Raw genomic sequence first — 13340 nt, 5'->3', positions numbered from 1 at the left:
GGCCGGCTCCCGGCCATCCCGCAAGCCGGCCAGCGGCCGGCACTACCGAACGGCTTGGAGCCGGCCAGCGGCCGGCACCAGCCGCGGCGGTTCTGACCGGCCGGTGAAGTCCACCGGCCCCCGGGGTGGCAGCGGCCACCGGAAACCCGGATAATGCACAAAAGCCGGACGGGCACTCTGTTTCAGAGTCACTCGTCCGGCTTTTTCCGTGTCTGGGTACCCCAGCGTCGGCGCGCTCCCCGCTGGAGCCCGCCACCCCGCGCTGAGCGGCCACCCCGGCATGGTCCCAAACCCGCGGCCCCGATGGCCGCACAAAAACCAGGAGTTACCCGTCATGGGTCAGTCAGTTGTCGTGTTGGGTGCCCAGTGGGGCGATGAAGGCAAGGGCAAGATCGTCGATCTGCTCACTGAGGAAATCGGCGCTGTCGTGCGCTTCCAGGGCGGCCACAATGCCGGCCACACGCTGGTCATCAATGGCAAGAAGACCGTGCTGCACCTGATTCCGTCGGGCATCCTGCGTGAAGACGCGCTGTGCCTGATCGGCAACGGCGTGGTGATCTCGCCGGCCGCGCTGCAGAAGGAAATCGCCGAGCTGGAAACCTCCGGCGTGGAAGTGCGTTCGCGCCTGAAGATCTCCCCGGCCGCGCCGCTGATCATGCCGTACCACATCGCCCTGGACCAGGCGCGCGAACGCGCTGCCGGCGGCAAGGCGATCGGCACCACCGGCCGTGGCATCGGCCCGGCGTATGAAGACAAGGTGGCGCGTCGCGGCATCCGCATCGCCGACCTGCATTACCCGGCCCAGCTGGAAGAACTCCTGCGCACCGCGCTGGATTACCACAACTTCGTGCTGACCAATTACCTCAAGACCGACGCGGTCGACTTCCAGAAGACCTACGACGAAGCACTGGCCTTCGGCGAATACGTCGAGCCGATGAAGTCCGACGTTGCCGGCATCCTGCATGACCTGCGCAAGCAGGGTAAGCGCGTGCTGTTCGAAGGCGCCCAGGGCGCCCTGCTGGACATCGACCACGGCACCTACCCGTACGTCACCAGCTCCAACACCACCGTCGGTGGCGCATTGGCCGGTGCCGGCGTCGGCGCCGATGCGATCGATTACGTGCTGGGTATCGCCAAGGCCTACGCGACCCGCGTCGGCGGTGGCCCGTTCCCGACCGAGCTGGACGATGAAGTCGGCCAGGGCATCCGCGACCGCGGTGCCGAGTACGGCGCCTCGACCGGCCGCCCGCGTCGTTGCGGCTGGATGGACATCGTCGCGCTCAAGCGCGCCGTGGCCATCAACGGCATCAGCGGCCTGTGCATCACCAAGCTCGACGTGCTCGATGGCATGGAAAAGCTGAAGGTCTGCATCGCGTACGAATACCGCGGCAAGCGTACCGAATACGCTCCGCTGGACGCGCAGGGCTGGGAAGAATGCACGCCGGTGTACCTGGAGTTCCCGGGCTGGACCGAGAACACCCACGGCATCACCAACTGGGACGACCTGCCGCCGGCCGCCCGCGCTTACCTGCGCGCGCTGGAAGAGCTGGCCGGTTGCCCGGTGAGCATCGTCTCGACCGGCCCGGACCGCGACCACACCATGGTCCTGCAGGATCCGTTCGCCTGATCAGGCGCGTAGGGCCGGGCCATGCCCGGCAGTGCGACCCGGTGTAAATGAAAAAGCCCCGCGCAAGCGGGGCTTTTTCGTTGCCGCGCCCGCGTCAGCGCTGGCCGGCGCCCATCTGCAGTTCCGACAGCTCCAGGGTCTCATCGTGGTTGGCATCCAGGCTCTGGAAGCGCATCTGCGAGGAGCGACGCATCTCCTCGGCACTCAGTTCGCCATCGCCGTTGAGGTCGGCGATGCGTACCCATTCCGCCGCCGAGAACTCGCCATCGCGTTGCGGGCCGAGCACCGCCTGCACTTCATCCACCGTCACCCGGTAGTTGTGGTCGGCATCGAGGACGCGGAAGAATGCGTCCCCGTCGTACTCATCACGGCTGATCCGGCCATCGCCGTTACGATCGAGCAGGGCAAAGCGGTCTGCGGCGGTAGCGGGCAGTTCCTGTGCCGCTGCGGAACCTGCGGCGACAGCGCCGGAGAGAAAGAGCAGGGCAAGGCGGGGCGCGGGCATCATCACAGTCATCTCCAGAGCGGGTGCGGTGGTCGAGGCGTGGCGTCAGCGGCCAGTGTCCGCCGTGCTGCAGATCCGGACAACGGCAAATTTCCGCATTCGCGCCAGTAGTTCTACTGGTTGCCCGCGGCATCGGGCCGCAGTGAACGCGCCCGGCGTTGCGGTGCCGTGGCATGCTGTGCAGCCTTTGAAGGATGCGACGGGGCGGTATGAAGCCTGACGACCACGCCGGTGTCGGCATGAGCAGTGCGGGCCAAGCGCTGCACACGGTGGTATCCGAGCTTGAAGCGCTGTTGCGCGGCGACGGAGAAAAGCACTGGGCCGATTGGATGCAGCGGGTCATCACCCAGCTTGAGCAGGGCAATCCAGGCGCGCCGCAGAGCCTGCTGCGCGCCTATGGCGGCATGGGGTCGTTCAACGATCTCGCGCTCGGCCAGGACTACAGCAACGGCCACTTCCAGTGGCGGGCAGGCGCGGGTGAACTCAATGAGCGCCTGGACGCACTGCGCGGTCGTGCATGGGAGCTGGCGCGGATGATGCGGGACGCAACGTAGCCGCTCCTTGAGCACGACGTTCAAAGCCTCCGCGTGATCCTGGATGCTGTACTCCAGTTCTTCAAGGTCGCGGTACTCGACCCGTTGCTTTTCGCTTTCCTCAATAGGCCGCGAATCGCCTGAAGACTTTGTACCGGGAACCCAACAGCTTCTGCCTATGGCTCAAGCACTTGGAAGCTGAGCGATTCAAAAAACCATCGGCGAGACACTCAGCGAGCCGCTTGCAGTGGCATGGCGCTTGGTAGTGCTGATGTTGTGAATATTTCAGTTCCGAATTTGTCAAGAGCGGAGATGCAATCGTTTTCAAGCGCTACGTTCTTGAATCTTGTTAAAAAAATTATTTCATCTGGCTTGGTCTCCATGATGTTCTCATTGAAAAATACATTTCCGTCGTGGGAAAGTGTTAGCGATAATGTGAATCTATTTGTGTCGAGGCTGCAGTGGAGCTCGGACTCGATTTTATGGTTGGGGAATTTTTTCTTCTGAAACATCCATTTGTTTTTATACCCATCTCTGCGAAACTCCTCAATGATATTGAGGATCTGGTTGAGCGGTATGTTGTGGTCAATTGACGCCTTCAATAATCCCTCTGTAATCATGGACAAGTAGAACTCGTGGAGTTCATCATTGTTGAGGGATTCGTAGATGGATTGGTCAAAAAGCACCTTGGGGACAATTGATTTTCCGTGATTGATTGTGCGATTGTCTGCGGTTTTAGAAGTGCCTTGGATGCAGATCCTGTTAAAGCCGACGACTTGAGATTTTAGTGGCTGTATATTTCGTTCTATGTAGTTGCATATATAGCGAGTTCTGAATCCAAAAGGAATGGAAGTGGATGCCGGGTATTCATCAAGATTCAAGTGCAAGTAGATGTATTTTAAAATCATAAGTTCACTCTGGTCTGGAATGCCTGGTGCGGTCGGCGGGCTGGCCGGGCTTTCTAAGGCGCGCGACGCTCTTGGACTCTCATTGAAGAACGCGTTTGTAGGCTCCGCAGACTGCGGTTCTTTTTTGCTGTTCTTGTTTGATGGTGGTCGCTGACGCCTTGGCGACCGATTGGATCGTCGACGACAGTGGCGTATCGTTGGTCTTTGTACAATGCGAACTCGTCGATCGCCTGATGGTGGACCTGACTCCAGGCCGGGCTGATTGCACCAGGCCCCACGCCAGGGAGCTAGAAAAGCAACACGAAGCTCCATCATTACCAAGTCCCGCATCCGGCCCACGTTGTTTCATGCAGCTGTCGGCATCGGCCGTTGCAGCGATCGTGGTGCGCCGCCCGCCCAGATGACTTGGGGTAAATCGTGACGGTGCGATTGGCATCCTCAGGCCGAGCAGTACGCTCCAGCTGATAGCCCTAATGGTCACTAAGCTTCCCGATCGTCTTCCGGTCCGGCATAGCCGCACCCTCTGCCCCCTGCTACTCCGTAAGCTCCGCAGGTGGTCGCACGGGTACCAAGCAAACGCATTGAACGGTTTCGGCGCCGGCTTGTACTGCCAGACTGGATGATGCTCGAGACAACATCCGCTACGCGTTGATCAGTTGGCGGGAAGCGGCGCACCCTTCAACACCGGGTACGGATTGATCGATTCGCCCTTCCACCACTGCTTTTCCGGGCCCAATACATGGATCTCGAAATGCAGGTGGGGGGCCTCCGGGCTCGCGTTGCCCGTGCTGCCGACATAGCCGATCACCTCACCGCGCTTGATCGTCTTCTTCTCGGCAAGGCCGTCGGCGTAGCGGTCCAGATGGGCGTAGTAATAACAATACCGGCCGCTCGATTCGAACTGGTACACGGTCAGCCCGCCGCGCACGCTGTCGAACAGCTTCTCCACGGTTCCATCGGCAACGGCCAGCACCGGTGTTCCGTTCGGCGCCAGGATATCGATCGCGTCGTGCACGCGTCCCTCGCTGCGCGCATCGGTGAACGTGTCCTGCAGTTGATCCGGGCCGATGCCCTGCACCGGTAGCAGCAGGGCCCCGCCCGCATCTGCAGGCGGCACTGCGACACCGCCCGCGCCGGGGGCGGGCGGTATGGGCGTGGTCTGGATCGGTGCCGGTGTCGCGGCGGGCGCGGCCGCCGGTGGCGGTGGTGCATCGAGTGCGGCACGGATGGAGCTCGTGGCCGAGCCCACCTTGGTCGGTTCGGCGGCACCAAGGCGGGCGGACGGCCCCGGCCCGAGCAACCAATAGCCCACCACGCCGATCACCAGCCCCACCGCCAACACTCGCAGGGTCTTCATGCGCTCACTCCTGCATCACAACGGGGACCGAAGAATCCACCGCGTCGGCTACCTGCAGCGCATCCCAGTTGGTCATGCGCACACAGCCATGCGACTCGGTCTTGCCCACGTGGCCAGGCTCGGGCGTGCCGTGCAGGCCGTAATGCGGCTTGGAGATATCAATCCAGACCACGCCGACCGGATTGTTCGGGCCCGGCGGCAGCACCGCTTTGCTGTCGCTGGCCTTGGCGTCCCAGAACAGCTTGGGGTTGTAGTGGAAGGTCGGATCGCGCGAGATCCCGAGGATCTTCCACTTGCCGATCGGCAGCGGGTCATGCTTGCTGCCCGAAGACACGGGGAACTGCGCGTAGACCTTACCGTCCGCATCGAACAGCCGCAGCGTGGAGTCGGATTTGTCGATCACCAGCTTGCTGGCCTTGGGCAGCGGCGTGACCGCGATGTTCGGTACCTGGATCACACTGCCGGCCTTGCCGAGATCTACACCGGGGTTGAGCGTCTTCAGCAGTTCGGGCGAGGCGTGGAAGCGCTCGCCCAGTGCCTCTTCCACGGAGCCGAACCCGAGTGCCTTCAGCTTCGACTGCGCGGCGGGCCCTTTCGGAAGCGGTTGGAACGGGCCGGCGACGTCGTCTGCGGTGAGCGTGTAGCGCGTCAGCGGCGGCGCGGCATCGGGCTGCAGCGCCTGCCAGGTGGCATCGTCCAGTTCGCCGGTGACCTTCAGCCCGCGCGCGGCCTGGAAGCCGGAGACGGCGCGTTTCTGATTGGAGCCGAGCTCGCCATCGATCTGCCCGGGCGAGAAGTGCGCACGATCCAGCAGGACCTGCGCATGCAGGTCCGAACGCAGGCCGGTCTCCAGCGGTGCTTTCTGCGTGGCGCTGGCGGGCGCGGGTGCCGGTGCCGTCTGCGCCACTGCCCAGCCCGATGACGACAGGGCGAGGGCCAGCGCGGTGAGGCGTGCGAATCGATGCATGCGATGGGACATCGGCTACTCCATGGATAACGTGCATCCACCATGCCTGCGTCGGTTGCGCATTCGCCGTGAAAAATGTGACGTAGCGCTTAGCGGAAATGGCATTCCGTCAGCGAGGTGTGCGTTACGTGAACCCTTTCACACCAGCACAGGTCAAGGCACCCGCCCGAGCGCCGATACCGGAGCATTCACCTCGTTTGGAAGATGTCATGGATAGTTTGCGCAACGTCAGCGTCGTGTGGCGGCTGGGGATGGGTTTTGGCCTGCTGCTGGTGCTGGTCGCGGCAGTGGTGATCATTGGCGCCAGGGGCAGTTCGCTGCAGAAGGAGGCGATGCAGCAGGTCGTCGAGGTCAACATCGCCAAAGTCCGGGTGCTCTCGGACATGCTCGACGCCAACAATGAAATGATGGTGGTGCGCCGCGAGATGCTGCTCCGTCAAGGCGATGGCCTGGCGGGTGACGAGGCCCGCATCGCGGCCTTGGTGGCGCGCTATGAGGCCAGCTGGAAGATCTATCAGGCCATGCCTGTGGAAGGCCAGGACGCCGCCATCGCCGAAGCGATTGCCTCCTGGCGTGCCCGGGCTCAACCACTCAACAAGCAGATGGGCGAGTTCATGCGGCAGGGCGATTTCGCTGCGGCGACGGCGCTCACCCTTGGCGCCGTGCAGGAAGCTGCCAATGGCTGGAACGGGGCGCTGGACAACGGGGTGGCCTACGAAGAAAAGCAGAGCCGTGAGGCCGCCGCCGCCGCGATCGAACTGGGCGAACGGACCCTGCTGAGGTTGCTGATCCTGGGCGGCATCGCACTGGTGGTCGGCATTGCCGCATCCGTGCTGCTCGGCCGCAGCCTGACAGCGCCACTGGCGCGTGCGGTGGAACTGGCGGCGCGGATGGCCAAGGGTGATCTGGCCCAGGATGTCCGCCTCGGCGGCCGCGATGAAATCACTCGGCTGGGCAATGCGATGGGCACGGTGCGCGAGACCGTGCAGGCGGCGATCACCGCGCAGCTGGAGATGGCGCGGCGGCACGAGGCCGGCGCGCTCGGCTACCGCATGGACGAGGCGGCATTTCCCGGCGATTTCGGGCGCATGATCCGCGCCACCAACGAGCTGGTGGGGTCACACGTAGCGGTCGAGTTGCACATGGTGGAGGTGATGCAGCGCTACGCCATCGGTGATCTGAGCCGCGATCTGGACAGCTATCCGGGCGAGAAGGCCGTGCTGACCAGCACCATGGCCACGGTCAAAGGCAGCCTGATGGCGATCAACCAGCAGATCGAGATACTGGCCTCGGCCGCGCGCGCGGGTGACTTCTCCGTGCGCGGTGACGAGCCGGGCTTCCAGTTCCAGTTCCGCGCGATGGTCGCCCAGCTCAACGGGATGATGGCCAGCTCGCAGCGCAGCATCGCCGATCTGTCGCAGGTGCTGGGCGCGATCTCCACCGGCGATCTGACCTCGCGCATGGACGGTCAGTACGAAGGTGTCTTTGCGCAGATGCGCGACGATGCGAACGTCACCGCCGTGCAGCTGACCGGCATCGTGCAGCAGATCCAGAGCGCGGCCGGCAGCATCAACGATGCCGCGCAGGAACTGGCGGCCGGCCACAATGATCTCTCACGCCGCACCGAACAGCAGGCGGCCAACCTGGAAGAGGCAGCCGCCTCGATGGAAGAGCTGACCTCCACGGTCCGGCAGAACGCCGAGCTGGCCGGCCAGGCCGATCACGAGGCCAACGCGGCCGGTGCGGCGGTCAAGGCGACCGAGCAGGCGATCGCGCAGATGGCGGCGGTGATGAGCGAGATCGACCACTCCTCGGCGCGTATCTCCGAGATCTCCTCGGTGATCGATGGCATCGCATTCCAGACCAACATTCTGGCGTTGAACGCCGCGGTGGAAGCTGCCCGCGCCGGCGAGAACGGACGCGGCTTCGCGGTCGTGGCCAGCGAGGTGCGCACGCTTGCACAGCGCGCCGGTACCGCGGCCAAGGAGATCAAGGAGCTGATCGATGAATCCAGCGACAAGGTCAGGACGGGGCTGAGCGTGACCGTGCAGTCGGAGGCGGCCATCGCACGGCTGACCCAGGCCAGTGCGCGCACCAATCAGCTGATGAGCGATATCGCCGCCGCCACCAAGGAGCAGGCCACCGGTATCGAGCAGGTCAACCAGGTGGTCGTGCAGATGGACCAGGTCACCCAGCAGAATGCGGCGCTGGTGGAAGAAGCCACGGCTGCCAGCCGCGCGTTGGAAGAGCAGGCGCAGGCACTGACCGAATCGGTGGCGGTGTTCAAGATCGCCGGTTGAGTGAAAAAAGAACGCCCCGCATGTGCGGGGCGTTCTGCATGGTCGTGCGACACGGTGGCGACGGACGCCATCGGCCCGGCTCAGTCGTCGTTCTCCTCCGCCGCTTCCCGGCCCTGCTGGCGGATCAGCGCTTCTTCGCGTGCATCGTTGATCGCGTGGCGCACGCCATCCAGATCGATGCTGCTTTCATCCTGCTCGAACTCGCCGGTCAGCACGCTGTCCGGGAGCAGATCGCCGGCCTCGAACAGCGCCCACATCTCCTCGCCGTACCAGGTCTCCAGCAGCTCCGGCGCCCAGCGGCCCAGATAGGCGGTGAGGTTGTTGACGTCGCGCAGCAGCATCGTGCGCGCGGCATTGTTGCCCGCCGCACTGACGACCTGGGGGAAATCGATGACCACCGGGCCTTCCGGGCCGACCAGCACGTTGTACGGCGACAGATCGCCGTGGATCAGGCCGCAGCACAGCATGCGCACCACCTGGCGGACCAGGATCTGGTGGAACTGGCGTGCCTGTTCCGGGCTGAGTTCGACCTCGCCCAGGCGCGCGGCGGAATAACCCTCGGCATCGGTGACCAGCTCCATCACCAGCACGCCGTGGAAGTACCCATACGGCTCGGGTACGCGCACGCCGGCATCGCGCAGCTGGTACAGCGCATCGACTTCGGTGTTCTTCCAGGCCGCTTCCTGCTGCTTGCGGCCGTAGTTGCTGGCCTTGCCCACGGCGCGCGCTTCGCGGCTGCCACGGACCTTGCGGCCTTCCTGGTACTGCACGCGCTGCTGGAAGCTGCGCTGTGCCATGTCCTTGTAGACCTTCGCGCAGCGCACATCGTCGCCGCTGCGCACCACGTATACCGCTGCTTCCTTGCCGCTCTTGAGCGGGCGGAGCACTTCATCGATCACGCCGTCGTCGATCAGCGCCTGCAAGCCTTGGGGGGTCTTCACGGTATCTCGGGAATCGGCTGGCGCGGGGCCTGCCCTGGAGGGGGAGGGATTTTCGCATCTTCGGGCCGATGGAGCCATCGACACGGCACTCGGCGGCCGGGTTGTTCAGCTGTGTGCACGCCCAGGCGGGCTTGAAATCTGATTCACATCCGGCGCGCAGGCTGGGGTCACTTTCCCAAGGAGTGCCGCCCATGATGCTGTCCCTGTTGCGCCGCGCCGGTGCCGTGCTGGTCTTGTTGCTGGCCGTTCCCTTGCTCCATGCCCGCCCTGCGGCGGCCGATACGGTGCTCATCGTGGTCAGCGGCGAGGGCCGTGACCAGGGCAAGACCCGCCCCGGGTTCGAGATGGACGAATTTGCCCAGGCCTACCTGATCTTCCGCGACAACGGCCTGGCCGTGCAGGTGGCCAGCCCACGCGGGGGGCCGGTGGAGGCCGACAAGTTCGATGCCAAGGAGCCCTTCAATGCACGGGTCCTTGCCGATCCGGCCGCGGCCGCGTTGCTGGCCGACACCCGCGCCACCGCCACCCTCCGGGCGGCCGACTATGCGGCCGTCTACGTGGTCGGGGGCAAGGGGGCGATGTTCGATCTGCCCGCCGATGCCGCACTGCGCGGTCTGCTGGGCACGATGCACGATCGCGGCGCGGTGGTCGCGGCGGTCTGTCACGGCCCGGCTGCGCTGGTGGACGTGCGGCTGGCGGACGGAACGCTGCTGGTCGCCGGGCGGCGCATGACCGGCTTCACCAATGCAGAGGAGGGCGTGTTCGGCAAGCGCTGGGCGAAGGAGTTCCCGTTCCTGCTGGAAACCGCGCTGCGCGAGCGCGGTGCGCGCTGGGAGCAGGCGCCGCTGATGATGCCCAAACTGGTGGTGGACGGTCGCCTGATCACCGGGCAGAACCCGTATTCGACACCGGCCGTCGCCGAGGCGATCGTGCGGGCCACCGGTCGCACGCCGATCGCGCGCACGCCGTGGCGCGATGAGGCCAGCATGGCGCTGGTGCAGCGCCTGCTGGCCGGTGAAGGGGAGGCGGTCAAGCGCGAGCTGGCGAGCAATCGTACGGGCTATCACGATCAGCTGATCGGCGTGCTCGGCTACTACCAGCTGCAGGCCGCGCAGGACGATGCGGCGGTACGTGACGCGCTGTCGATCATGCAGCTGGCGGCCCCGTACATGAGCGAACCGCAGTTGCCGCTGGGCATCGCCCAGGCGCATTGGCGGCTGGGCGAGGTGGCACAGGCGCGCACGGTACTCGGCAAACTGCTGGAAACCCACCCGGACATGGCCGAAGCTAAGCAGCTCAAGGACACGATCGAAGGCTGACCCCATGGACGATGGCCTGCACATCCTGGTGATCGAGGACAACCCGGCGCTGCGCGCCGGCATGGCCACGCTGCTGGAGGCCCGCGGCCATCGCGTGGCCTTCGCCGCCGATGGCCGCAGCGGCCTGCAGATGGCGCTGGAAGAGCCGCCGGATGTGCTGGTGCTGGATCTCACCCTCCCGGGCATGGATGGCCTGCGCGTGTGCAGCCATCTGCGTGAGCAGGCCGACCGCCACATCCCGATCCTGATGCTGACTGCGCGCGACACGCTGGCCGACAAGCTGGTCGGCTTCCAGGCCGGTGCCGATGATTACCTGGTCAAACCATTCGCAGGCGAGGAACTGCTGGCGCGCTGCCTGGCACTGGCCCATCGACACGGCCGACGCGACGGGCATGTGCTGCGCATCGGATCCCTCGGCATCGACCGCCGTCGCGGCGCCGTGTGCCGCGGTGGGCAGGCGATCGAGTTGCCGCAGACCGCCTATCGGCTGCTGGTGCTGCTCGCCGAAGCCTGGCCGCGCACGGTGACCCGCAGCGAGTTGATCCGCCGTCTCTGGGGCGATGAGGCGCCGCCGTCGGATCCGCTGCGCTCGCATCTGTACCTGCTGCGCCAGGCGTTGGACAAACCGTTCGAGCGGCCGATGCTCAAGACCGTGCACGATGTCGGCTTCAAGCTGGAGGCCGACGCATGACGGTACGGGTGCATCGCCTGCGCAACCGGTTGATGCTGGCCTTCGCGGTGTTCGCGCTGGCGGTGGCCGGCCTGTTCGGCCTGTACGTGGCGGTATTCGTGTACAGCGTGGAGGATCGCTTCTTCGATGCGATGCTTGAGCAGGAAGCGCAGCAGCAGTTGGCTCAGCGGGCCACCCGTGGGACGTGGTCGCCGCCGCGCAACGCCTTCATGACGATCCACGACAGCCCTGCCACGTTTCCGTCCGATCTCAAGGCCGCCTTCGATGCCGAGCCGTGGCGCCGCGAGATAGCCGGTGCGCAGGGGCGGCACTATCACCTGCGCGCGGTGCCGCCGGACGGGGCAGGACCGCCGGGGTGGCTGGTCGCCGAGGTCAGCCAGCAATTGGTGGTGCGGCCGATGCGCAGCCAGATTCTGGCGCTGCTGGCCTGGTCCGGACTGGCCGTGGTGGTGGTGGCCATCCTGGCCGGCGCATGGCTGGCTCGACGTACCACGCGTCCTTTGTCGAAGCTGGCGGCGCTGGTCGATGGCATGGCGCCTGACAGGTTGCCGGTGGGGTTCGCCGGGGGATTCCCCGATGACGAGGTCGGCGTGCTCGCCCGCGGCCTGGACAATCTGAGCGGGCGCGTGCGTGACTTCATTGCGCGCGAGCATGCCTTCACCCGTGATGCCAGCCATGAGCTGCGCACGCCCCTGGCGGTGATCCGCAGTGCCACCGAACAGCTGGCCAGCGAACCCGGCCTGTCGGAAGCTGGGCGGCGGCAACTCGCGCATGTGCAGCATTCGGCACGTCAACTCGAACAGACCGTGATCACCCTGCTGACACTGGCCCGCGAAGAGAGCGTGGAACAGGACGCGACGCCACTGGCGGTGCTGCCGGTGCTGGAACAGGTGGTGGTGGAGCAGGCCGCGCTGCTGGAGGGCAAGCCGGTGGAGGTGCGGGTGCACGTGCCGGCCGACGTGCGCCTGCCGGTGCCGGGCCCGGTGCTGCACATGCTGCTGGCCAATCTGGTTGGCAACGCGTTCGCGCATACCCGTTCGGGCGAGGTGCGCATCGAGGTGGCGAGCGGGCGGCTTCGGATCCGCAACACCGCCCTGGCGGGCGATCCCGAGGCGATCATGCGGCCGTTCACCAAGGGCGAGGGCAGTGCCGGGTTCGGGCTCGGCCTGGCGATCGTGCAGCGGCTGTGCGACCGCTTCGCCATCGACCTGCGTATCGAAAGGACCGAGCACGCCACGGTGGCCAGTTTCAGCGTGCAGTGAGGCGAGGTGGCATGGCGGCCGCGGCGACCGGGTGACACCCGGGGCGGGCCCGCTTCCGTCCATCGCCAAAGTGCGCGATGCTCTGCCGAACGGGGGAGGGGCGCATGGGCAACAGGGACGAGGGCAGCATTCACGGGGATGTCCCGGCGGAGCAGACGCCGACCGATTGGTCGTTGCTGCCCATCACGCATGGCAACGAAGATTCGATGGTGGCCGTGATCTGGCGCCTGCTGCGGCAGGAGCCGGCCTTGATGGTGAGCGCGGGATACGTGTTCCTCTCCGTGCTGGGGCTGTGGTCGAGCTACTTTTTCTATTTCAAATTCCGGCTGTCGATCCTGGACTACCTGCAGGTCAGTGATTTCCTGGTTGCCGGGCTGCGCGATCCCGCCTACCTGCTGATCCTGTTGCTGGGGGCCCTGCTTGCCGTGGTGCTGGGCTGGCCGGAGACCCTGCGGCGGCGCAATGCTGCCAAGGTGGCACGCCTGCGCGCGCGGCACTGGGGATGGCGGATGCTGTTCTCGGAATCGCCATGGATGAACTGGGAATTTTCCGGGCTGCGCCCACTGACCGGCATGTGCATTGCGGTGGTCTGCTTCATGGCATTCGGCGCGGCGCTGTATGCCCTGAGCACGGCCGAGAAGATCCTCGAGGGGAAGGGCGGCACGCCCGTGCAGGTCGTGCTCCAGGGTGACGCGGCCGCGCTTCCCGGCACTGCGAAACTGCTGGGATCCAGCAGTGCGTTCGTGTTCCTGTGGTGGCCGGAGCAGCGCCGGGCAGAAGCCGTGCCGATCGGCTCGATCCGCCGTCTGCAGTCGATGCCCTTGCCGGTGAAGCCGGTAGCGCCCAAGGCGGTCACGCCGTCAGCGCAGCCCACCGCCCCCGTGAAACGGTAAGTGCAACGCCTGCGCGCTGCCGCATGCTGCCTCAGGC

The 13340-nt window shown here is 65.5% G+C and carries 13 protein-coding genes; 8 read left to right on the top strand and 5 right to left on the bottom strand.

Annotated elements, in window-relative coordinates; all coding sequences use genetic code 11:
* Nucleotides 1–334: 334 nt before the first annotated feature.
* On the top strand, nt 335–1627 hold the full coding sequence (locus ACE026_RS16310) for an adenylosuccinate synthase (protein WP_088432983.1): 1293 nt from the start codon (nt 335–337) through the stop codon (nt 1625–1627).
* A gap of 94 nt (nt 1628–1721) precedes the next feature.
* Here ACE026_RS16310 and ACE026_RS16305 read toward each other — a convergent pair whose 3' ends face one another.
* On the bottom strand, nt 1722–2135 hold the full coding sequence (locus ACE026_RS16305; RefSeq protein WP_486039905.1) for an EF-hand domain-containing protein: 414 nt from the start codon (nt 2133–2135) through the stop codon (nt 1722–1724).
* 206 nt (nt 2136–2341) lie between these two features.
* Here ACE026_RS16305 and ACE026_RS16300 point away from each other — a divergent pair, with 206 nt between their 5' ends.
* Both ACE026_RS16300 and ACE026_RS16295 read left to right on the top strand, forming a co-directional pair.
* Complete coding sequence (locus ACE026_RS16300; protein ID WP_486039903.1) at nt 2342–2686, top strand: DUF6966 domain-containing protein; 345 nt, start codon at nt 2342–2344, stop codon at nt 2684–2686.
* 128 nt (nt 2687–2814) lie between these two features.
* A complete protein-coding gene (locus ACE026_RS16295) occupies nt 2815–2931 on the top strand; it encodes a hypothetical protein (protein WP_486039901.1) in 117 nt (38 codons plus the stop codon).
* On the opposite strand, the gene ACE026_RS16290 is transcribed toward ACE026_RS16295, so the two are convergent.
* The 3 genes from ACE026_RS16290 to ACE026_RS16280 form a co-directional block, all read right to left on the bottom strand.
* The gene (locus ACE026_RS16290; protein WP_486039899.1) at nt 2896–3888 is read right to left on the bottom strand and encodes a hypothetical protein; all 993 of its coding nucleotides are present in this window, start codon (nt 3886–3888) and stop codon (nt 2896–2898) included. The two genes, ACE026_RS16295 and ACE026_RS16290, sit on opposite strands and share 36 nt — an antisense overlap.
* Nucleotides 3889–4225: 337 nt before the next feature.
* Entirely contained in the window at nt 4226–4930 is a 705-nt protein-coding gene (locus ACE026_RS16285; RefSeq protein ID WP_486039898.1) for a M23 family metallopeptidase, read from the bottom strand.
* Between the two features lie 4 nt (nt 4931–4934).
* Nucleotides 4935–5909, bottom strand: a complete 975-nt coding sequence (locus ACE026_RS16280) for a L,D-transpeptidase family protein (RefSeq protein WP_486039896.1) — start codon at nt 5907–5909, stop codon at nt 4935–4937.
* Between the two features lie 197 nt (nt 5910–6106).
* On the opposite strand from ACE026_RS16280, the gene ACE026_RS16275 reads away from it, so the two are divergent.
* Nucleotides 6107–8197 (top strand): methyl-accepting chemotaxis protein, encoded by a 2091-nt coding sequence (locus ACE026_RS16275; RefSeq protein ID WP_486039894.1) that lies wholly within the window; start codon nt 6107–6109, stop codon nt 8195–8197.
* Nucleotides 8198–8277: 80 nt separating this feature from the next.
* Here ACE026_RS16275 and ACE026_RS16270 read toward each other — a convergent pair whose 3' ends face one another.
* On the bottom strand, nt 8278–9138 hold the full coding sequence (locus ACE026_RS16270; protein ID WP_313210901.1) for a PA4780 family RIO1-like protein kinase: 861 nt from the start codon (nt 9136–9138) through the stop codon (nt 8278–8280).
* Between the two features lie 191 nt (nt 9139–9329).
* Here ACE026_RS16270 and ACE026_RS16265 point away from each other — a divergent pair, with 191 nt between their 5' ends.
* From ACE026_RS16265 to ACE026_RS16250, 4 genes are all read left to right on the top strand, one after another.
* Nucleotides 9330–10457, top strand: coding sequence for a type 1 glutamine amidotransferase domain-containing protein (locus ACE026_RS16265; RefSeq protein WP_486039892.1), 1128 nt, complete (start codon nt 9330–9332; stop codon nt 10455–10457).
* 4 nt (nt 10458–10461) lie between these two features.
* Nucleotides 10462–11148, top strand: coding sequence for a response regulator transcription factor (locus tag ACE026_RS16260; protein ID WP_486039890.1), 687 nt, complete (start codon nt 10462–10464; stop codon nt 11146–11148).
* On the top strand, nt 11145–12410 hold the full coding sequence (locus ACE026_RS16255) for a sensor histidine kinase (RefSeq protein WP_486039888.1): 1266 nt from the start codon (nt 11145–11147) through the stop codon (nt 12408–12410). Before ACE026_RS16260 ends, ACE026_RS16255 begins: the two co-directional genes overlap by 4 nt.
* A 104-nt stretch (nt 12411–12514) precedes the next feature.
* Nucleotides 12515–13303: a hypothetical protein gene (locus ACE026_RS16250; protein ID WP_486039886.1), complete on the top strand. Its 789-nt coding sequence runs from the start codon at nt 12515–12517 to the stop codon at nt 13301–13303.
* The last annotated feature ends 37 nt before the right edge of the window (nt 13304–13340 follow it).

Source organism: Stenotrophomonas sp. AGC87, from assembly GCF_057333975.1.
Note: the sequence above shows the minus strand (reverse complement) of the source record. Positions and strands in the feature narration are given on the sequence as shown.